Here is a 21,804-nt window from a genome sequence, read left to right on the forward strand (position 1 = left end):
TTTTGTCATTATTTCCCATCAAGACCAATTTTATACAACAATTGTGCATTTTAGGAATTAAACGGAAAATATTATGTTGGCATTATATAACGTTAACATAATAAAAAAGTCAAGTCAATCTTTTTTTGCTCTTAAAATATAGTAGCCTTTTTTCTTTTCGACTGTCTCTACCTCACCAAATAACTCCGTTAGCTTTTCAATAGCAGAAGGTGCCCCTTGCTTTTTTTGAATAACTACCCAGAGGGCGCCGCCAGGCAATAATTTATTGTAGCTCTGCTCGAAAATATCATGGACAACTTTTTTCCCAGCACGAATTGGTGGATTCGTCAAAATAGCAGCAAACTTATCACTCTTCACATTCTCCAAACGATCACTTTCATAAATACATACATTTTTGATATTATTTAACTCTGCATTTTCTTTCGCAAGACCTAATGCTCGAGAATTGACATCAACCATGTGAACTAACCTGCTATTCAAAAGCTTAGCTGTTGAAAGTCCAATTGGACCGTATCCACAGCCAACGTCAAGGATATCCCCCTCTATCTCTGGCTGTTTAAACATATCTATGATTAATCTTGATCCAAAATCCACTTCACTTTTTGAGAATACACCATTATCCGTTTTAAAGCGAAACACATGATTATTAAGAGTAAAACTCCAATACTTTGGATTGCTATCCGTACTTTGTGTTTTGGAATAGTAATGTTCTGACATGAAAAAGTCACCTCCAGCGGAGAATCAATTGTAGAAATAAAGAGAGGTAATAAAAATCGCTTTCTTATTCTTTTAAAAAAAGCTCGCTAAATAGCGAGCTTTTTTATATCTATATTACTTAACTTCAACGCCAGCTCCAACTTCTTCAAGTTTAGCTTTGATTTCTTCAGCTTCTTCTTTAGAAGCGCCTTCTTTAACTGGTTTTGGAGTGTTGTCAACAAGTTCTTTTGCTTCTTTAAGTCCAAGACCAGTGATTTCACGAACAACTTTGATAACTTTAATTTTTTGATCGCCTGCAGAAGTAAGGATTACATCAAAGTCAGTTTTTTCTTCAGCAGCGCCACCAGCAGCAGCTCCACCCATAACAGCTACAGGAGCTGCAGCAGTTACACCAAATTCTTCTTCAATAGCTTTTACTAAGTCGTTTAATTCTAAAACAGTCATATTTTTAACTGCTTCAATGATTTGTTCTTTAGTCATTTTAAAGTTTCCTCCTTATATTTGGTTTAAAATTAATGGTTAAAGCTTAAGATCAACTTACGCGCCTTGTTCTTCTTTTTGGTCTGCAACAGCTTTTGCAGCAAGAGCAAGGTTGCGGATAGGTGCTTGAAGAACGCTGAGTAGCATAGATAGTAAACCTTCGCGAGATGGTAGTTCTGCAAGAGCCTTAACATCTTCTACTGTTGCAATAGTTCCTTCGATTACACCAGCTTTAATTTCAAGTGCATCATGCTTTTTCGCAAAATCATTAATGATTTTTGCTGGAGCAACTACGTCTTCTGTACTGAATGCGATCGCATTTGGACCAGTTAAGAATTCGTTTAAACCAGAAAGTTCAGCAGCCTCTGCAGCACGGCGTGTTAAAGTATTTTTGTATACTTTGAATTCAACACCAGCTTCACGAAGCTGTTTACGAAGTTCAGTAACTTCCGCAACAGTTAGACCACGATAATCAACAACAACCGTTGATGCGCTTGCTTTAAACTTATCAGCAATTTCTTCTACGATTTGTTTCTTTTGTTCGATAACGCTGCTCATCTTTACACCTCCTATAGAATTTTTGCATTTATACCGACAAATAAAAACCTCCACATCAGCAGTAGACGTGGAGGGAGTATACAATAGTGATTAAATCAAATAATCTATCGTATGACCTCGGCAGGATATTAAGCATAGAGCACCTGCTGTCTACGGTACAAATGGTATTATATTTTAACAACAAAATACATAATACTAGATGTATTTTTGTATGTCAATCTTTTAATGATGTTACCAATTATTACTTAGCAGTAACAGTTGATGGATCTACTTTTACGCCAGGTCCCATAGTTGAAGTAACAGAAACGTTCTTCATGTAAGTACCTTTCGCAGCAGCAGGCTTAACTTTAAGCATTGTATCGAAAATTGTATTGAAGTTTTCGATTAGCTTTTCGTTTTCAAATGAAACCTTACCGATAGGAACATGGATATTACCAGCTTTATCAGTACGGTATTCCACTTTACCAGCTTTGATTTCATTTACAGCTTTTTCAACATCGAATGTAACTGTGCCTGTTTTTGGGTTTGGCATTAAGCCTTTTGGTCCTAATACACGACCAAGCTTACCAACTTCACCCATCATATCAGGTGTTGCAACGATTACATCAAAATCGAACCAGCCTTGGTTGATTTTGTTGATGTAGTCTGCATCGCCTACAAAATCTGCACCAGCAGCTTCTGCTTCCTTCGCTTTTTCACCCTTCGCGAACACAAGAACACGTTGAGTTTTACCAGTTCCATTTGGAAGCACTACTGCTCCACGGATATTTTGGTCAGCTTTTTTAGGATCAATCCCTAAACGGAAAGCCACTTCTACAGTTGCATCAAATTTAGTGAAGTTTGTTTTCTTAGCAAGTTCAATCGCTTCTGTAATTGGGTAAGCCTTCATACTGTCTACAAGCTTAGCCGCTTCTACATACTTCTTACCTTTTTTAGCCATTATTATTTCCTCCTTGATTGTGGTTTTAACGGAATAACCTCCCACGTAAGAAAAACGCTAACGTTTTTCAGATGTCAGAATTCAAAGATTAGAAAATGGAAGCCAGGCATTTAACTGATTTCTCAATTCCTACTAGATTCTTGACATTAAATCTTGTAAGAGTTTTTTATTTTTCATACATTTACTAAAGTCAGAGCTAGACGCAATAAAGGTTGCGCGTGAAACCAAATTCAGCAACGCAACCTAAATCAACAACCTACTCTTGAAACACGCGATTAGTCTTCGATAACGATACCCATGCTGCGTGCAGTACCTTCAACCATTAACATTGCAGCTTCTACGCTTGCAGCGTTAAGGTCAGGCATTTTTGTTTCAGCAATCTCGCGTACCTTGTCACGCTTGACTGTTGCTACTTTATTACGGTTTGGCTCACCAGAACCAGACTCGATTCCAGCTGCTTTCTTAAGAAGCACAGCAGCAGGCGGAGTTTTCGTAATAAATGTAAATGAACGGTCTTCAAAAACCGTAATTTCAACAGGAATGATTAGGCCAGCTTGTTCAGCTGTACGTGCGTTAAATTCCTTACAGAATCCCATGATATTAACACCTGCTTGACCTAGTGCCGGTCCAACTGGTGGCGCAGGGTTTGCTTTACCTGCAGGGATTTGTAACTTTACAAGTTTGATTACTTTTTTAGCCACGAGACACACCTCCTTAAAGTCCGTGATGTGGTAATAGGGGATTTCCCCTCCCACTCAACTTATAGTCTTTATATAAAGATAAAGAACACAACAATTGTCCGGTCTCAGTTTCTGAGACATACTGACCTATGAAATATTATCACTTTTTAAAGTCAATTTCAAGTTTTTTTCAAAAAATAGAAAGGGTAACTTTTAAAAGTTAATGAATTGTCTTGCTCAGACATATAGGATTTACTAATGTCGAAGTCGACAAAGAACACAGAACTCTCAGTCTGCGTTCCTTAGTGAGCAAGAGCTCTCCGCTTTTCGACTTATAGTTTTTCAATTTGTGAAAAATCAAGTTCAACTGGCGTATCCCGGCCAAACATATTAACAAGAACCTTGATCTTCGCTTTGTCTTTATCAATATCTTCAATAGAACCTGTGAAGTTAGCAAATGGTCCTTCTTTTACCTGCACCATTTCCCCTAATTCAAATTTAATGTCGACTCGTTTTTCTTCAACACCCATCCGTTTCAAAATAACATTGACCTCTTCGGGTAATAATGGAGTCGGTTTGGAACCAGAGCCAGCAGATCCAACAAAGCCTGTAACGCCTGGCGTATTTCGAACAACATACCATGAATCATCTGTCATGACAATTTCAACTAGAACATATCCAGGGAAAACTTTACGTTTCACAACTTTCTTTTTACCGTTTTTGAAATCTGTTTCTTCTTCTTCCGGCACGATGACACGGAAAATCTTATCTTGCATCGCCATAGACTCTACGCGCTTCTCCAGGTTTGCCTTTACTTTATTTTCGTAACCAGAGTACGTATGAACAACATACCAATTCTTTTCCATTCAAGAGGACTCGTTTGTCCTTCCCTCCCTGTATAATTAAATAATTTTAACCAAATAAAAAACCCGTTTCCGGGCTTTGCAAATGTTTCCTGTGTTATTCTCCATTATACCATGGACTTATAGGGGTTATTCAAGAATAACACGAATCAATTTAGAAATACCAAAATCAACCACTGCAAAAAACACAGCAAAAAAAGCTACAGTTGCTAGAACTGTTATTGTGTAGCTAGTCAGCTCTTTGCGTTTCGGCCAGCTGACCTTTCTCATTTCACGTGCTACATCGCGAAAAAAATTCAAGATGCGTTGCATACTGCAACCTCCCAACTCCCAAGAGATATACCCATAATATATAAATAACTATAATTACTTTGTTTCACGATGGATTGTATGATTACTGCATGTTTTACAATACTTCTTAAGCTCTAAACGATCGGTATCCTTATTACTGATTGTTGAATAATTTCTAGAACCGCATTCTTCGCAAGCTAGTACAACTTTTTTTCTCATTGCTTCACCTACTAAAAGACTTCTACGTCCTTAAAACTTTATCACGGACGATAAATGATGTCAATAACAGTGAAAGCTGAAAGAAAGAGTGTTAGATGATCAGAATACGACTTATAAAGAAATTTCGCGGACCTCTAAATACCTTTCAAGCTTTCGCTTGACTCTTTGCAGAGCATTATCAATGGACTTGACATGACGATTCAGTTCTTCGGAAATTTCTTGATAGGATTGGCCATCTAAATAGAGGGAGAGTACTTTTCGTTCAAGATCACTTAGAAGCTCAGACATTTTTACTTCAATGAGATCGAACTCTTCTTGATTAATAATTAGTTCTTCAGGATCCATTACCTTAGCACCCGAAATCACATCCATTAATGTCCGATCTGACTCTTCATCATAGATCGGCTTGTCCAAAGACACGTATGAATTTAACGGGATATGCTTTTGCCTTGTTGCGGTTTTAATAGCTGTGATAATTTGTCTCGTTATGCACAGCTCTGCAAACGCTTTAAATGAAGATAGCTTGTCCTCTTTAAAATCACGAATGGCCTTATATAAACCAATCATTCCTTCTTGAACGATATCTTCCTTGTCTGCACCAATTAAAAAGTAAGATCTGGCTTTGGCACGCACAAAATTACGGTACTTATGAATTAAATAATCTAACGCTTCACTCTCACCTTTGTGCACTAAATCAATCAGTTCTTCATCCTCAAGCTGCAAATACTCTAAATTATTCTCGTCGATTGTTTTCAAGTCAGTATCCACTAAGATCCCCCCGACCGCACAAGCATAGATAGAAATATTATACAGTAGGCTTTTTTCCAGCGTCAACCATTCATTGATCCCCTCTGCGCCATTTTTCGAAAATTTCTGCCATTTCTCCGCTAATTGGAATCTTTGAGAAGGGCTGATTTGCTTGAATTTTTTTTACTTTTTTCTCTATTCGATTTTCAATTGAATTCATTTCATTTAATAATTCTCTTGATGACTTTCGTAAAGCCCCCTGGCCAAATATAGCCCATTGCTCTGTATAGTCGGAGGTCGCTACATGAATTTGAGTTTTTCTATTATTTAAGCTAATGGCCAGCTTTTCAATTCGTTCATCAGCCGTTTCATTTGTTCGTGTAAAAATCACTTCAACCTTGGAATCTTTATATTTTTTTTCGGTTCCCTTCACAAAATGAGCGTCAAATACGACAATCACTCTATATCCAGAATATCCTTGATACTCTGCCATCTTTTCTATTAATCGGTCTCTAGCTGCTGATAAATCCTTTTTCTTCAGCTCTCTCAATTCTGGCCAAGCACCGATTACGTTATAACCGTCGACAAGTAGGATGTCCATTTTTATCCCTCTAGAGGATGTCGTTTCCGATAAATCTCATACATTAAAAGAGCAGCTGCAACGGATGCATTCAATGAAGTGACATGACCCGCCATTGGCAAATGGATGAGGAAATCACATTTATCCCGAATCAACCGCCCCATCCCCTTGCCTTCACTGCCAATAACTAACCCCAGCGGCAAGCTTCCATCAAAGCGGCGATAATCCTCACTGCCTTTTGCATCTGTCCCTGCGATCCAGACGCCTTTCTCCTTTAACTCATCTATCGTTCTTGCCATATTTGTCACTCGAACAACCGGAATATGTTCTATCGCACCCGTTGAAGCCTTTGCGACAGTAGCAGTCAATCCTACTGCTCTCCTCTTCGGGATGATGATTCCATGAGCACCTACCGCATCTGCCGTTCTCATGATCGAACCTAGGTTGTGAGGGTCCTCAATTTCATCCAATAACAAGAAGAAGGGCGCTTCATTTTTCTTTTCTGCAGCATGAAATAAATCATCTATTTCAGCATATTGATAGGCTGCAACTTGAGCCACCACACCTTGATGATTCCCTTCTGCCATCTGATCTAATTTTTTCTTTGGAACAAATTGAACGAATACATTCGAGGCTTTCGCAAGCCCGATAACCTGCTGCATTTGTCCGCTTTGGGATCCTTCTGCAATAAAAATTTTATTAATATCCCGTCCTGATTTAAGCGCTTCAATGACAGGGTTTTTTCCCATAATAAAATCTTGGCTCATTTTATTGTGTCTCCTTTCTTTTGTTCAACCATTTGAAAAGCAGCCACAATTATTTTTTCAAGCCGCTCCTCATTACCTGATAAGTATAAATAGCCTATCAGCGATTCGAACGCAGTGCCATATCGATAGGTTTGAACGTCTGTATTTTTTGGAACAGTGCCTGATTTTGCATTTCTTCCCCTTTTGACAACAGCTATTTCTTCTTCTGTCAACCAATCAGAATCTAACATTTGGTGAATAATGGCTGATTGAGCTTTAGCTGATACATAATGGGTTGCTTCCCTATGCAATTGATTAGGCCTAACCTTTCCGCATTGGATAAGGTGTCTGCGGACATAGATTTCAAAAACAGCGTCGCCCATGTAAGCAAGGGCAAGGCTGTTTAGTTGTTTCTCATCGATTTTTTGATCATAATGAAGCATTGCTTATCCTCTTTTCCATCTAATTCCTTGAGGTGTATCTTCAAGAATGATGTTCATATCTTTCAGTTGATCACGGATTTGGTCGGCCAATTGGAAGTTTCGATCCTTTCGTGCTTGAATACGGCCCTCAATTAATCGCTCAATCTCCTCATCCAGTAAATCCTCTTTCTGAACATCTAGAGAAAGCCCTAGCACTTGGAAAAGATCCTCAAATTCCTTTGTAAACGCCTCAATGACTTGTACGGAGGTGTTTTTCTCCATTACATAATAATTCGCCAATTTTGAAAGCTCAAAGAGGACGGAAATGCCATTTGCCGTATTGAAGTCGTCATCCATCTCCTTAACAAATTCTTCATGAAAGGCAGAAATTTTCCCTAGCCATTCTTCGTTATTATCAGTTAAATCAGCACTTGATTCTTGACGATGCTTTAAGTTTTGATAGGATGTTGTAATTCTCTCTAATCCAGCACGCGTATTTTCCAATAATTCCTCACTATAGTTAATTGGATTGCGATAATGAACAGATAGCATAAAGAATCGCAGAACCTGTGGATCATGCTTTTTAATAATGTCATGGACAAGCACAAAGTTGCCAAGCGATTTAGACATTTTTTCATTATCGATATTGATATAGCCATTATGCATCCAATATCGGGAAAATGTTTTGCCGTTAACAGCTTCTGATTGTGCGATTTCATTCTCGTGGTGAGGAAAGGCTAGGTCCTGTCCGCCAGCGTGAATATCAATTGTCTCACCTAAATATTTTTTTGCCATCGCGGAGCATTCAATATGCCAGCCTGGTCTTCCTTTCCCCCATGGACTGTCCCAATAAATTTCTCCTTCTTTTGCTGCCTTCCATAGAGCAAAATCGAGATCGTCCTCCTTTTTTTCTCCTACTGCAATACGGGCACCTAACCGCAGATCATCAACAGATTGATGAGAAAGCTTCCCATACTCTTTAAATTTACGGGTATGGTAGTAGACATCTCCTTCAGATTCGTATGCATATCCTTTTTCAATTAAGGCCTCAATAAACTCTATAATAATATCCATGTTCTCGGTTACTCTTGGATGATCATCAGCACGTTTGCATCCAAGGGCGGAAACATCAGCAAAATAAGCATCAATAAAGCGATCCGCGATCACTGGAACCTCTTCCCCTAGCTCATTTGCCACGCGTATTAATTTATCATCCACATCAGTAAAATTGGAAATATACTTAACATCATAGCCTCTATATTCAAAATACCTTCTTACTGTATCAAAAACAATCGGCGGCCTTGCATTTCCTATATGAATATAATTATAAACAGTCGGACCGCACACATACATTTTTACCTCCCCTTCTTCTAAAGGGATAAAAGGTTCTTTTTTCCTCGTTAATGTATTATAAATTTGAATGGCCATTAACCATACTCCTTTCTTTTCTTAAGCTCTCTATTTCAATGCTTAATTTAGCTATTTCACTTTCCAGCTCTTTAAATCGCTCTGCAATAGGGTCTGGCAGGTCGCAGTGATTTAAATCCTTTCTTATTCTAACCCCATCTTGAATTTTCACTTTACCTGGGATGCCAACAACAGTTGCATTAGGAGGCACTTCATGAAGTACGACAGAGCCTGCTCCAATTTTTGAATTTTCTCCAATGGTGATGGATCCAAGTACCTTTGCGCCTGTAGCAATTAGAGCATTGTCTTTAATTGTTGGATGACGCTTTCCTTTTTCCTTACCGGTTCCTCCTAATGTCACTCCCTGAAAAACGGTCACATTATCACCTATTTCACAAGTCTCCCCAATTACGACTCCCATTCCATGATCGATGAAAAAGCGCCTGCCGATTTTTGCACCGGGGTGGATTTCAATTCCTGTGAAAAAACGGCTAATTTGTGAGATGACTCTTGCAAGAAAAAATAGCTTTCTTTTAAACAGTGCATGGGCAATTCGATGTGCCCAAATGGCGTGCAAGCCTGAATAAGTTAATATTACTTCTAAATAACTTCTTGCAGCAGGATCCTGTTCAAACACGACCTCAATATCTTCTTTAAGCCTTTTAAACATTATTCCATCCCCTCCTTACAAATTGAATATCCAATGGTTCTTTTTACCAAAAAATTTTCTTCGTATCGATAATGAAGTTAAGCTTTTCTCATAGCTAAAATTGGTTTTTTTAAATAGTATTTTCCGGGAAATTATTATTTCCTAACTTAGAAAAATGAAAGCGAAGTGCCAAGTCTCCTAACAATATAAAAAAGCGTCCCTGTCAATAATAGACAGAGACGCTTAGCACGCGGTTCCACTCTGTTTAGACCCTTAAAAGAGTCTCAACTTTTACTTGTTAACGGATTAGTTCCGCTCATTTCTACTAGCAAAGGATCAAGCAATTAGCACTAATACGTGCAAATTGTTTCCTTTCTCCATCCGTTCGAAACGAGGCTCAGAGGGGCACTTCAGAACAACGAGAGGCTTAAACCACTTTCAGCCGGTGATGGTTCTCTCTAAAAAGCATCATGCTCTTACTTTTCCTCTTCTACACTTTCAATTATGGAATTACTTATTACTATATTACATTTTTAGCAAGATGTTAACCCAAAATACTCATTAAGCGATTTTTTATTTTATCCTTTCCTAAAAGCTCAATCGCTTGTGGAAGGTCTGGACCATGAGTTTGTCCAGTTATCGCTACACGAATTGGCATAAAGAGCTTCTTCCCTTTATGGCCAGTTGCCTTTTGCACAGCTTTCATAGCTGCCTTAATTTCATCTGCTTTAAACTCGTTCAAGCTATCAATTTCATGTAAAAAAGCCGATAGCACTTCTGGAACTTGCTCTTCCTCAATAACAGCTTTCGCCTCTTCATCCATAGTTGTTTTTTCACTAAAGAATATGTCTGATAGCTCTACGATTTCAGCACCATAGCTCATTTTTTCTTGATATAAAGCAATGAGGCTTGTTACCCATTGAACTTCCATTGCATCCATATTTTCGTTAACTCTGCCAGCCTTAACAAGGTGAGGCAGAGAGATCTTCACAAGCTTATCGATATCAAGCTTCTTCATGTACTGATTGTTCATCCAAGTCAGCTTTTGCTTATCAAATAGAGCAGGCGATTTCGATAAACGATTCGCATCGAAAATGTTTATAAATTCATCCTTCGAGAAAATTTCTTCCTCTCCTGATGGGGACCAGCCTAACAGGGCAATAAAGTTGAAAAGGGCTTCAGGCAAATAGCCAAGTTCTTCATATTGCTCAATAAATTGGATAATCGACTCATCACGCTTACTTAATTTTTTGCGGCTTTCATTCACAATTAATGTCATATGCCCAAAAATAGGCGCTTTCCAGCCAAATGCTTCATAAATCATTAATTGCTTCGGTGTATTAGAGATGTGGTCATCCCCTCTTAATACATGGGAAATTTGCATTAAATAATCATCAACGGTCACAGCAAAATTATAGGTTGGTATACCATCCTTTTTCACAATCACATGATCGCCAATTCCATCTGATTCGAAGGAAACATTCCCTTTCACCATATCATCAAATGTAAATACTTTGCCTTTTGGAACCATAAAACGAATGCTCGGCTGTCTTCCTTCAGCTTCAAGCTTTGCTCGTTCTTCCGGAGTTAGATGGCGACACTTGCCGGAATAAGTCGGTGTCTCTCCTTTAGCTGTTTGAGCTTCACGTCCAGCTTCTAGCTCTTCTTCCGTACAATAGCATTTGTATGCATGGCCCTTTTCAAGCAGCTCATGATAATATTTTTCATAAATGTCATTTCGTTCTGATTGGCGGTAAGGGCCGAAGCCGCCGTCCTTATCAACACTTTCGTCCCAATCAATACCAAGCCATGTTAAATACTTTAGCTGGCTTTCTTCTCCACCTTCAATATTACGCTTTTTGTCCGTGTCTTCAATACGAATAATAAATTTCCCACCTTGACTTCTAGCAAATAAATAGTTGAATAATGCTGTACGTGCATTACCGATATGTAAATGTCCAGTTGGACTAGGGGCGTAGCGTACACGAATATCGTTTGACATTACCTGTTTCCTCCTCGAAGTTCTTCTCAATTCATTTTATCACCGTGAATCTTTGCTTTAAACTGGAACTTCCATCATTAGTCCTTTTTCTTCAATAAAACGGCCACTTGTGAAGCAATTCCTTCTCCTCTGCCGGTAAAACCAAGCTTCTCTGTGGTAGTCGCTTTTACATTGATGTTTTCTTTTTCTGTTTCTAGCAATTGGGCAATTCTTTCTCTCATTTGCCCAATATATGGAGCCATTTTTGGTTTTTGAGCAATAATGGTGCAATCAGCATTCACAAGCTCATACCCTTTATCTTTTACAAGCTGCCAGACATTCTCTAATAATTTTGCAGAATCCGCATCTTTAAATTCCGGGTCTGTATCTGGAAAATGCCTGCCGATATCTCCCTCACCGATTGCACCTAGACATGCGTCCGCAACTGTATGCAATAATACATCCGCATCGGAGTGGCCTATTAAGCCTTTTTCATACGGAATTTCTATCCCGCCAATGATTAACGGACGCCCTTCTGTTAATTGATGCACATCAAAGCCTTGTCCAATTCGAAACATCGTATAATCCCCTTTATAAAAAATAATATTATTGCTCTATCCTTTTACGAATAATGGCTTCTGCAAAATATAAGTCCTCTGGAGTTGTTAGCTTGATATTGTCATAGCTTCCTTCAACAATGACAACATCCTTGCCAAGACGCTCGACTAAACTAGCATCATCGGTTCCGAGAAAATTATCCTCCTCCGCTTTTCGATAAGCCTCAAAAAGAATAGAAAAACGAAAAGCCTGTGGGGTTTGAACCGCCCACAAGCTGGTACGTTCGACCGTTTCAGCAACGAAATTTCCGGTAGCTTTTTTTACCGTATCTTTTACAGGCACTCCTAATATGGCAGCCCCGCTCGTCTTTGCTGCTTCGATCAGTGAACGAAGAAGATTCTTATCAAGAAACGGCCTTGCAGCATCATGAACAAGAATAATACCTTCCTGTCCCACTTGTTTTAAGGCATTGTAAATACTATGCTGCCTTTCCTTTCCACCCGAAACGAAAGAAGTCACCTTTGTGATTTGATGTTTATCAAGGAGTGACTTCATCTCATCTTCATCTTGAGGATTAACTGCAAGAATAATCCCTTCACAGTCCTCATCCATTTCGAAAACTCTTAATGTATGAATAATAATAGGCAATTGATTAAGCTCTAATAATATTTTATTCTTTCCTGCACCCATTCTTTTTCCCTGGCCTGCTGCAGGAATAATGACTCGATAAGCCATTCGAAACAAACCCCTATTCTTAAAAGTGAGTTGAACCCTTTTTATAAAGCTTTTTCGAGCAGCTTCGGTTTTGCAAAGATCATTCGTCCAGCGGAGGTTTGCAGAACACTTGTAACAAGGACATCAATATACTTTCCGATATAATCGCGGCCATCTTCAACAACAATCATCGTGCCGTCATCCAAATAAGCGATCCCCTGATTTTGTTCCTTCCCATCCTTAATAACCTGTACCTTCATTTCTTCCCCAGGAAGAACTACCGGTTTAACAGCATTAGCTAGATCATTAATATTTAAAACAGATACGCCCTGAAATTCACAAACTTTATTTAAGTTAAAATCATTCGTTACAACTACGCCATTGGAAATTTTCGCAAGCTTCACCAGCTTACTATCCACTTCCTGAATCTCTTCAAAGTCACCTTCATAGATTTCTACTTTGATTGAAAGCTCCTTCTGAATCCGGTTCAAAATATCTAATCCTCTTCGTCCTCTGTTACGCTTTAACACATCTGAAGAATCCGCAATATGCTGTAATTCTTCCAGAACAAACTGAGGAATGACGATCGTTCCTTCAAGAAATCCAGTTTGGCAAATATCCGCAATCCTGCCATCAATAATGACACTTGTATCCAATAATTTCAATACATTTTTCGGAGTTGCTTCTGGCTCTTCTTCCGTATTCTTTTTCTTTTTGTTTGCAAATAATGTAAGAAGCTCATCCCGCTTCTTAAAGCCAACTTGAAACCCTAAATAACCAAATAATAACGTTAGCACAATTGGAGCTACTGTATTTAAAACAGGAACTTCAATCGCATTCAAGGCATAGCCAATTAAAAACGCAATCAATAACCCGAAAACTAAGCCTACGCTACCAAAAATAATATCGGTAATAGGAGCCTTTACGAGAGATTCCTCTACCCATTTAATAAAATTTACAACATAATCAACCGCCCAAAAAGAAATAAGATAAAAAATAATTGCACCAATAATGGCGGCCATATAAGGATTATTTATTATAGAAATGCTTTCTAATGATACTAGTGCAAATAAATAAGGAATTAAAAATATCCCAAGCGTTATCCCAATGATCAGGAAGCATGCTTGAACGATACGTTTTAACATTCCCTCACCTCCTTTTAATCATTATTAACAAATTTCACAAATTGAAACATGAAAAACACATTTTTCTATGATAAAAATTTTCTTTAAATATAGATACCAAAAAAAATTTTACTACAACCTAAGGGTAGCACCATTGGTAATCCAGTGTCAAATATAACAAACAAACGAATATTTTATCATAATGCCATATATAGTTCAACGGTCACTTATAGCGGTCGATCAGCTAAATGCTGTTTTTTTATCAGTTTTAATCCATCCTTTATTTTTCTTGCCCGCACTTCTCCAATTCCTTCTACATCATCCAATTCCTCGACGGAAGCTGCAACAATTGCCGGCAATTCCTCGAACCGAGCAATTAAATTTTCAATAATAATCATGGGTAATCTCGGAATTTTGGATAGCATCCGATATCCTCTTGGACATCTATATTCATCTGTGTGAACATAGCCATTGTATCCAATAAGCTTTAAAATAACGGTGTCTTCCAGTATCTTCCCGACAGACATTTCTTGTAATTTTTCAAACATGTCACCTGTGCTTATATTTTTTGAATAAGCATAATCCTTGATGATTAGTTCTACTTCTTTTTCAACATCTTGTAATAGCTCATTCATTTGCAAACGGATAAGCCTTCCTTCTATACCTAGTTCACTTAAATAGGAGAGCAGCTCATTCTTTATTCTCAAGACCATTTCCACACTATGAAACACAGTTAAAATATCACAATAGGTGACTAGCTCCTCGAATTCCAAAACACTAAAGTTTGAAATATCTTCCTCTAAGACTACTTTATATTTTTCAAGCGTCTGTAAAGCTACATTCGCTTTTGTCAAAATAACGGAAATATCTTTAAGCGCATAACGAAAATGACCTTTATACAAAGTGATGACATTTCGCCTTTGGGAAATCGCGATGACCAGCTCTCCCGTTTGCTTGGCGACCCGCTCAGCTGTTCTGTGACGCATGCCCGTTTCTGTAGACGGAATACTGGGATCTGGAGCCAATTGAGCATTCGCGATCAAAATTTTATTCCCTTCTTGATTTAACACGATGGCTCCATCCATTTTGGCTAACTCATATAAATAGCTTGGTGAGAAAGAGGCATTAATTTGAAAGCCTCCATCAACGATATGGGTGATTTTATCCTTGCTTCCAAGAACAATCAATCCCCCTGTATTCGCTCGAAGCACATTATCAATTCCTTCACGAATAGGCGTACCAGGAGCCATAAATTGAAGGATGTCACTCATCGTTTTTTCACCAAGCTTCTTATTTTCCATTCTTCACCCTCCTAACGTCACTTTTAAAGCCTCACTAACAGAACCTACTCCAATCAACTCAATTCCTTTTGGACCAGTCCAGCCCCCAAGGTTATTTGCCGGTAAAATAACCCTTTCAAAACCTAGTTTTGCCGCTTCCTGAACACGCTGCTCTATTCTTGATACCCTTCTAACCTCTCCTGTTAAACCTACTTCCCCAATTATACAATCTGTCGGTCTCGTCGGTTTATCGCGAAAGCTTGAAGCAATGCTGACTGCAATAGCTAAATCAATCGCTGGCTCATCTAACTTTACTCCCCCAGCTACCTTTAAATAAGCATCCTGGTTCTGCAAAAGCATCCCCACCCGCTTTTCAAGCACAGCCATTAAAAGCGGAACACGATTATGATCAATTCCGGTAGCCATTCTTCTCGGATTTCCGAAGCTTGTCGGTGATATTAGAGCCTGAATTTCCACAAGAACCGGTCGAGTCCCTTCCATAGAAGCTACAACCGTTGATCCAGCTGCTCCCTGTGAGCGTTCCTCAAGGAAAATTTCTGAAGGGTTCTCCACTTCTTCTAAACCAAACTCCTTCATTTCAAAAATTCCCATCTCGTTTGTAGACCCAAATCGATTTTTTACCGCACGCAATATTCGGTATGTATGATGCCGCTCTCCCTCGAAGTATAGAACTGTATCAACCATATGCTCTAATAATCTTGGACCAGCAATCGAACCTTCCTTTGTAACATGCCCTACTATAAAAATTGCAATTCCTTTTGTTTTTCCAATTCTCATTAATTCTGCTGTACATTCTCTTACTTGAGAAACACTTCCTGGAGCCGAGGTTACCTCTGGGTGAAAAATCGTCTGAATGGAGTCAATAATTACGAAGCTCGGATTGACGCTGTCGATTGTCCGACTTATCTCCTCTAGACTCGTTTCCGAATAAACCAATAAATTCTCAGATGAAACGCCTAGTCGATCAGCTCGCAATTTCGTCTGCCTAAGTGATTCTTCACCAGATATATATAAAACGGAATGATTTTTATTAGCCAATTGGGATGAAACCTGCAAAAGCAATGTTGACTTTCCTATCCCTGGGTCACCACCAATCAGTACTAATGACCCCCTGACCACGCCTCCTCCAAGAACACGGTTTAGTTCATTCAAGTCGGTATAAATACGAGGTTCGCTCACTGTCTCTACCGTCGTAATCGGTGTAGCTTTCGAGAGAATAGTCGCTCCTTGTGAATGAGCAAATGCCCCCCTTCTTGTTGTTGCTGATTTTTCCACTTCCTCAACCATTTTGTTCCATTCACCACAGCCAGGACATTTCCCCATCCACTTTGGAGACTCATACCCACATTCCTGACACATAAATTTTGTTTTCCTTTTGGCCATATCCGGTTCTTCCTCTTCTACTTTTTTTATTTGGGTAAAAATTACAAAGAAGGCACACGTCCCTTTACGTGTACCCTCTTGCATCGTACTTGAGCATCCATGATTTATTAAGATTTCTGCAAAGTGGCTGCCGCTTTCCCTTTTGCTGTTTCGACAACAAACTCTCCATCACGAACATCAATGACAACATTCTGGCCATTTAAAACGGTTCCTTTTAACAATTCTTCAGATAAACGGTCCTCTATATGCTTTTGAATAGCTCTGCGAATTGGTCTAGCACCGTATTCAGGATCATAGCCTTCAACTGCAATTTTTTCCTTCGCCGCTACTGTCAACTCAAGGTTAATGTCTTGCTCTTTTAATCGTTTTGTTAATTGATCAGACATAAGCGTCACAATTTCTGCAAGATGCTTCTTCTCTAATGCATGGAAAACAATAATTTCATCAATACGGTTAAGGAATTCTGGTCGGAATGATTTTTTCAGCTCCTCCATTACCTTTCCTTTCATATCCTTATAATCTTGTTCTCCATCCTGAATGTTAAAACCAACATATTTATTTCGTTTTAAGGCTTCTGCCCCTACGTTGGATGTCATGATTAAAACTGTGTTGCGAAAATCTACCGTTCTTCCCTTTGAATCCGTTAAGCGCCCATCCTCTAGCACTTGTAAAAGAATGTTGAAGACATCTGGATGCGCTTTTTCGATTTCATCTAAAAGGACGACAGAATAAGGCTTTCTGCGTACCTTTTCCGTTAGTTGTCCGCCTTCTTCATACCCAACATAGCCCGGAGGTGAGCCTACTAGTCTTGATGTTGAATGCTTCTCCATATACTCGGACATATCAATTCGAATCATGGCATCCTCATCACCGAACATCGCTTCAGCTAATGCACGGGCAAGCTCTGTTTTTCCTACTCCTGTTGGGCCAAGGAAGACAAATGATCCGATTGGCCGTTTTGGATCCTTTAATCCCGCGCGCGCACGGCGAACTGCTTTCGAAATAGCCTTAACTGCTTCTTCCTGACCAATGACTCTTGAGTGCAAAATTTCTTCTAAGTTTAGAAGCTTTTGCGTTTCAGTTTGAGCTAATTTTGAAACTGGAATCCCAGTCCAGCTTGATACAACACTTGCAATATCATCAACGGTTACTTCACTGTTTTCTTTTCCTTGCTTTTCTTTCCATGATTTCTTTGTCTCTTCCAGTTGTTCACGAAGCCGCTGTTCCGTATCTCTTAAAGAGGCAGCTTTTTCAAACTCTTGGCTTTGAACGGCAGCATCTTTTTCTTTTCGTACATCTTCTAGCTTTAATTCTAATTCCTTTAAATTTGGAGGAGTGGTATATGAACGAAGTCTTACTTTAGATCCTGCCTCATCAATTAAATCAATTGCTTTATCTGGAAGAAAACGATCAGAAATATAACGATCAGACAATTTTACAGCTGCATCAATCGCTTCGTCTGTAATCGTTACACGATGATGTGCCTCATAGCGATCACGAAGCCCTTGCAATATTTGTACAGACTCTTCAGCTGTTGGCTCATCGACTGTAATCGGTTGAAAACGTCTTTCTAATGCTGCATCTTTTTCGATATATTTCCGATATTCATCAAGAGTCGTAGCCCCAATACACTGCAGTTCCCCACGGGCAAGGGAAGGTTTTAAAATATTTGAAGCATCAATCGCTCCTTCAGCTCCACCTGCCCCAATTAAAGTATGAAGCTCATCAATGAATAAAATGATGTTTCCTGCTTGCCTAATTTCATCCATTACTTTCTTTAGGCGGTCCTCAAATTCTCCACGATATTTGGTTCCGGCTACAACCGTTCCCATATCAAGAGTCATTACTCTTTTATCACGAAGAGTCTCAGGAACTTCATTATTAATAATTTGCTGGGCTAATCCTTCTGCAATCGCCGTCTTACCAACTCCAGGCTCCCCAATTAACACAGGATTATTTTTTGTTCGGCGACTTAAAACTTCGATAACACGCTGAATTTCCTTACTCCTCCCGATAACAGGGTCAAGACTTCCTTCCCGGGCAATCGCCGTTAAGTCTCTTGCCAATCCATCTAACGTAGGCGTATTTGCATTTGCAGAAGAACCTCCCTGATGTCCGCTTGATTCATTGCTGCCTAATAGCTGTAAAACTTGTTGACGAGCTTTATTAAGGCTAACTCCTAGATTATTAAGTACCCTAGCAGCAACACCCTCTCCTTCGCGAATGAGACCGAGAAGAATATGCTCTGTTCCCACATAAGAATGACCTAGTTTTCGCGCCTCATCCATCGACAGTTCGATTACTTTTTTGGCTCTAGGGGTGTAATGAATTGTCTGTGATGCATCTTGACCCTTACCAATTAAGTTTTCTACTTCCTTTTGTATTTTCTCTGAACCTAGACCCAATGCGTATAAAGCCTTTGCTGCAATTCCTTCTCCTTCACGTACAAGGCCAAGCAAAATATGCTCTGTTCCAATATTATTATGACCTAAACGAATAGCCTCTTCTTGGGCTAAAGCTAATACCTTTTGTGCTCTCTCAGTAAATCGACCGAACATCATGTTCTCATCCTCCAATCTCTTCGTTTTCCATTTTCATTCTTTCTCTTATTAATGACGCTCGCCGAATATCCCGTTCATGAGGTCTTAGTGGCCCCCCTGCATACTGTTGTAAAAATCCCGGCTGCGTCAGGATCATTAATTCATTTAAAATGTTCTTGGAAATATTTTTAAGATACTGCATATCAATCCCAAGCCGAACATCTGATAAACATCTAGCTGCTTCTTTTGATTCAATAATTCGGCAGTTTGATAATATCCCATAAGAGCGGAAGACTCTGTCTTCTAATTGTATGTTGGAAGTTTTAGCTAATGCTTCCCGGGCTGATCTTTCCTGAGAAATAAGTTGGCTTACAACACTCTTTAGATCCTCTACTATATCCTTTTCTGACTTTCCAAGAGTGATTTGATTTGATACTTGAAAGATGTTCCCTAATGCTTCGCTGCCTTCACCGTAAATTCCTCTAACAACTAAGCCAAGTTGATTAATCGCTGGAATGATCCGATTCATTTGTTGAGTTAAAACAAGGCCAGGCAAATGTACCATGACAGAGGCCCTTAACCCAGTACCAACATTTGTCGGGCAGCTTGTTAGGTAGCCAACCTTTTCATCAAAGGCATAGTCAATTTCTTTTTCAAGCCAATCATCGATTTCATTTGCGATATTTAGTGCCTCAGACAATTGAAAGCCTGGAAATAAACATTGGATTCTAATATGGTCCTCTTCATTTATCATAATGCTTAATTCTTCATTTTCTGAAAGAACGCAAGCACCATGTGAAGAATTCTCTGCAAGATGCGGACTGATAAGATGCTTTTCCATTAGAACCCTTTTTTGGAGCGGCTGAAGCTCATCCATCAGTAATAACTCTAAATTTCCAAGCGTTGAAAATGATTTTTCCTCTACCTTTTTCTTTATCATATGAATGACCGACTTGGCTTCGTCATTCGTAAATAGGGTAGGAAACTTGTATTGTTTTATATTCCGAGCTAACCGGATTCTTGAACTTAATATGATATCTGAATCAGGGCCATCAGCACTCATCCAGGAGCTGACAGCTTGATTGATGAAGCGTTCTAGCGACAAGCTTACTCTCCCCCCTCATCCTTCGCCTTTAATTTGCTATCAAGTAAGCGAATTTCGTCTCTAATTTCTGCAGCTCTTTCAAATTCCTCTTTCGCGATGGACTCTTTAAGCTTTTGCTTCAATTCCTCAATATTCTTTCTTAAGTGGATGCTTCCGCCAATCCTAGTTGGTATTTTTCCATTATGGGCTGAATTTCCACTATGCAGTCTTTTTAAAATTGGTATAAGCTGTTCTTCAAAAGCTTGATAACAATGAGCACAGCCGAATCTTCCTACCTTAATGAATTGTTGGAAGGTCATAGAGCATTTAACACATTGCAATATTTCTTCCTGCTGGAATGGATCTTGCTTCGTCTTTTGGAAGGTTGGTTCAATATTCAGCAAACCCGCTAACAAATTATGAATTGAAAAACCCGGTGCACCACCAAGCATGAACATATCGCCTTTTTCTTGGGCACATTTATCACATAAATGAAATTCTGCCTTCTCACCATTCAATATTTTCGTGAAATGAAGCGCTGCCGGCCTTTGATTACATTCTTGGCAAATCATGTTTTCACCCTCTCCAGCTACCGTTTTTCTATTTATATTTTAAAGTCGTTAACATGGCCTTTAACATTCTTGCACGCAGTTCATCTCTATATGGAAGATCAATATACAGGACCGAACGATCGATAACGCTAAGCATTATTTTCGCTTCCCTTTTTGTAATGATCTCCTCTTCGACAAGTCTTATAATTACATCCTCTGCACTACTCTGAGCTATGCGACTTTGTATTAAAGTTAATAATTGATCAATTAAATGAGCGTGGTCATATGATTGCACTTTCATAATTCTTATATATCCGCCGCCGCCACGTTTACTTTCTACGGCATACCCTTTTTCTATTGTAAATCTTGTATTAATTACGTAGTTTATCTGGGACGGGACACATTGAAATTTATCTGCAATTTCACTCCTTTTTATTTCAACAATTTCTCGCTCACTCATTTCTAAAACTCTTTTCAAATAATCTTCTATAATATCTGAGATATTTCTCAATATTCCTCCCCCTCAATCTGACTTTGACTATATTTGACTTAAATTATACATAACTACGCATTCTCGTGCAATGAACAGGTACTAATAATTTTTCCCCATTTTTTCATTCCCAAACATGTGAATTATTTTTTACTAAACTTATTGAGGGATTAATATCCAGGCTGTAAGCAGTCTCAAATAAAAATCAAAGAACATAATTAAAAAAACACGAAGTATACTCGTTCTCAGTACACTCCGTGCGTCACACCCTTCTTCCATGAACAGAACAAATGCGCAAGCGCCTTCGGAACAATTAAAGGACAAATTGTTCCTGCGATGAATATTCAAAGAAGCTTTCCTTAGTGCTCACCTCCGACAAGCATAAGCCGATCCCTAGGAGCCGTAACTAGACAAGCTTGTGACCTCGGGGTCGACAAAAACGCGACGTCCTCCCAAAAGATCCCTTTTGGTCGTGCGATGTATCGCTGACGATGCTTTCCTTGTCCTGTCGCATTGTCGACACTAGTACGTCCTGTACGTCGGAGGTAGGCGCTGGAGCTGAACGAAGATAACCTATATCTCAAGTTATCAACAGATAGAGAAAATTATAATTTCCTATACAATAAAAAAGAACAGCCTCATTTAGCTGTTCTTCATTTCGCTTGGCGACGTCCTACTCTCACAAGGGGACAGCCCCTAACTACCATTGGCGCTGAGAAGCTTAACTTCCGTGTTCGGGATGGGAACGGGTGTGACCTTCTCGCTATCGCCACCAAACT

24 protein-coding genes, 1 rRNA gene and 2 other annotated features are annotated in these 21,804 nt (G+C 39.1%); all 25 genes read right to left on the reverse strand.

Going from position 1 to position 21,804, the window contains the following annotated elements; all coding sequences use genetic code 11:
- Positions 1–114: 114 nt before the first annotated feature.
- Positions 115–717, reverse strand: a complete 603-nt coding sequence (locus KHA94_RS25115) for a class I SAM-dependent methyltransferase (protein WP_213104797.1) — start codon at positions 715–717, stop codon at positions 115–117.
- Between the two features lie 114 nt (positions 718–831).
- Positions 832–1,197, reverse strand: coding sequence for a 50S ribosomal protein L7/L12 (rplL, locus tag KHA94_RS25120; RefSeq protein ID WP_213104798.1), 366 nt, complete (start codon positions 1,195–1,197; stop codon positions 832–834).
- Positions 1,198–1,254: 57 nt separating this feature from the next.
- Positions 1,255–1,755 (reverse strand): 50S ribosomal protein L10, encoded by a 501-nt coding sequence (rplJ, locus tag KHA94_RS25125; protein WP_213104799.1) that lies wholly within the window; start codon positions 1,753–1,755, stop codon positions 1,255–1,257.
- Between the two features lie 32 nt (positions 1,756–1,787).
- Positions 1,788–1,929 (reverse strand) — a sequence feature (ribosomal protein L10 leader region).
- 67 nt (positions 1,930–1,996) lie between these two features.
- Positions 1,997–2,695, reverse strand: a complete 699-nt coding sequence (rplA, locus tag KHA94_RS25130; RefSeq protein ID WP_213104800.1) for a 50S ribosomal protein L1 — start codon at positions 2,693–2,695, stop codon at positions 1,997–1,999.
- Between the two features lie 275 nt (positions 2,696–2,970).
- Entirely contained in the window at positions 2,971–3,396 is a 426-nt protein-coding gene (rplK, locus tag KHA94_RS25135; RefSeq protein ID WP_057776525.1) for a 50S ribosomal protein L11, read from the reverse strand.
- A 311-nt stretch (positions 3,397–3,707) separates the two neighbouring features.
- Positions 3,708–4,241: a transcription termination/antitermination protein NusG gene (nusG, locus tag KHA94_RS25140; RefSeq protein ID WP_213104801.1), complete on the reverse strand. Its 534-nt coding sequence runs from the start codon at positions 4,239–4,241 to the stop codon at positions 3,708–3,710.
- 126 nt (positions 4,242–4,367) lie between these two features.
- Complete coding sequence (gene secE, locus KHA94_RS25145; RefSeq protein WP_213104802.1) at positions 4,368–4,550, reverse strand: preprotein translocase subunit SecE; 183 nt, start codon at positions 4,548–4,550, stop codon at positions 4,368–4,370.
- Positions 4,551–4,604: 54 nt separating this feature from the next.
- Positions 4,605–4,748, reverse strand: a complete 144-nt coding sequence (gene rpmG / locus KHA94_RS25150) for a 50S ribosomal protein L33 (RefSeq protein WP_213104803.1) — start codon at positions 4,746–4,748, stop codon at positions 4,605–4,607.
- Positions 4,749–4,859: 111 nt separating this feature from the next.
- On the reverse strand, positions 4,860–5,582 hold the full coding sequence (gene sigH, locus KHA94_RS25155; RefSeq protein WP_275950941.1) for an RNA polymerase sporulation sigma factor SigH: 723 nt from the start codon (positions 5,580–5,582) through the stop codon (positions 4,860–4,862).
- A 4-nt stretch (positions 5,583–5,586) separates the two neighbouring features.
- Positions 5,587–6,096, reverse strand: coding sequence for an NYN domain-containing protein (locus tag KHA94_RS25160; RefSeq protein WP_213104805.1), 510 nt, complete (start codon positions 6,094–6,096; stop codon positions 5,587–5,589).
- A 2-nt stretch (positions 6,097–6,098) separates the two neighbouring features.
- Positions 6,099–6,842, reverse strand: a complete 744-nt coding sequence (gene rlmB, locus KHA94_RS25165; protein WP_213104806.1) for a 23S rRNA (guanosine(2251)-2'-O)-methyltransferase RlmB — start codon at positions 6,840–6,842, stop codon at positions 6,099–6,101.
- Entirely contained in the window at positions 6,839–7,264 is a 426-nt protein-coding gene (locus tag KHA94_RS25170; RefSeq protein WP_213104807.1) for a Mini-ribonuclease 3, read from the reverse strand. Before KHA94_RS25170 ends, rlmB begins: the two co-directional genes overlap by 4 nt.
- 3 nt (positions 7,265–7,267) lie before the next feature.
- Entirely contained in the window at positions 7,268–8,671 is a 1,404-nt protein-coding gene (gene cysS / locus KHA94_RS25175) for a cysteine--tRNA ligase (RefSeq protein WP_213104808.1), read from the reverse strand.
- The gene (gene cysE, locus KHA94_RS25180; RefSeq protein ID WP_249365748.1) at positions 8,652–9,320 is read right to left on the reverse strand and encodes a serine O-acetyltransferase; all 669 of its coding nucleotides are present in this window, start codon (positions 9,318–9,320) and stop codon (positions 8,652–8,654) included. The genes cysS and cysE overlap by 20 nt, the downstream gene beginning before the upstream one ends.
- A gap of 211 nt (positions 9,321–9,531) precedes the next feature.
- Positions 9,532–9,801: a binding site (T-box leader), on the reverse strand.
- 42 nt (positions 9,802–9,843) lie between these two features.
- The gene (gltX, locus tag KHA94_RS25185) at positions 9,844–11,301 is read right to left on the reverse strand and encodes a glutamate--tRNA ligase (RefSeq protein WP_213104809.1); all 1,458 of its coding nucleotides are present in this window, start codon (positions 11,299–11,301) and stop codon (positions 9,844–9,846) included.
- Between the two features lie 77 nt (positions 11,302–11,378).
- Positions 11,379–11,858 (reverse strand): 2-C-methyl-D-erythritol 2,4-cyclodiphosphate synthase, encoded by a 480-nt coding sequence (gene ispF, locus KHA94_RS25190; RefSeq protein ID WP_213104810.1) that lies wholly within the window; start codon positions 11,856–11,858, stop codon positions 11,379–11,381.
- Between the two features lie 28 nt (positions 11,859–11,886).
- Positions 11,887–12,573 carry a 2-C-methyl-D-erythritol 4-phosphate cytidylyltransferase gene (ispD, locus tag KHA94_RS25195; protein ID WP_213104811.1) on the reverse strand — a complete coding sequence of 229 codons (687 nt, stop codon included), beginning with the start codon at positions 12,571–12,573 and terminating at the stop codon, positions 11,887–11,889.
- Between the two features lie 41 nt (positions 12,574–12,614).
- Complete coding sequence (locus tag KHA94_RS25200) at positions 12,615–13,697, reverse strand: PIN/TRAM domain-containing protein (RefSeq protein WP_213104812.1); 1,083 nt, start codon at positions 13,695–13,697, stop codon at positions 12,615–12,617.
- Positions 13,698–13,903: 206 nt separating this feature from the next.
- On the reverse strand, positions 13,904–14,977 hold the full coding sequence (gene disA, locus KHA94_RS25205) for a DNA integrity scanning diadenylate cyclase DisA (protein WP_213104813.1): 1,074 nt from the start codon (positions 14,975–14,977) through the stop codon (positions 13,904–13,906).
- A gap of 3 nt (positions 14,978–14,980) precedes the next feature.
- Positions 14,981–16,360, reverse strand: a complete 1,380-nt coding sequence (gene radA, locus KHA94_RS25210) for a DNA repair protein RadA (RefSeq protein ID WP_213104822.1) — start codon at positions 16,358–16,360, stop codon at positions 14,981–14,983.
- Positions 16,361–16,467: 107 nt separating this feature from the next.
- Positions 16,468–18,921, reverse strand: a complete 2,454-nt coding sequence (clpC, locus tag KHA94_RS25215) for an ATP-dependent protease ATP-binding subunit ClpC (RefSeq protein WP_213104814.1) — start codon at positions 18,919–18,921, stop codon at positions 16,468–16,470.
- Between the two features lie 4 nt (positions 18,922–18,925).
- The gene (locus KHA94_RS25220) at positions 18,926–20,005 is read right to left on the reverse strand and encodes a protein-arginine kinase McsB (protein WP_213104815.1); all 1,080 of its coding nucleotides are present in this window, start codon (positions 20,003–20,005) and stop codon (positions 18,926–18,928) included.
- Between the two features lie 2 nt (positions 20,006–20,007).
- A complete protein-coding gene (locus KHA94_RS25225) occupies positions 20,008–20,556 on the reverse strand; it encodes a protein-arginine kinase activator protein McsA (protein ID WP_213104816.1) in 549 nt (182 codons plus the stop codon).
- A gap of 28 nt (positions 20,557–20,584) precedes the next feature.
- On the reverse strand, positions 20,585–21,046 hold the full coding sequence (locus tag KHA94_RS25230; protein WP_213104817.1) for a CtsR family transcriptional regulator: 462 nt from the start codon (positions 21,044–21,046) through the stop codon (positions 20,585–20,587).
- 639 nt (positions 21,047–21,685) lie between these two features.
- Positions 21,686–21,802: ribosomal RNA gene (gene rrf, locus KHA94_RS25235) — 5S ribosomal RNA — on the reverse strand.
- Positions 21,803–21,804 lie beyond the last annotated feature (2 nt).

It is taken from the genome of Cytobacillus citreus (assembly GCF_018343665.1).
In the GTDB taxonomy this organism is placed as follows: domain Bacteria; phylum Bacillota; class Bacilli; order Bacillales; family Cytobacillaceae; genus Cytobacillus; species Cytobacillus citreus.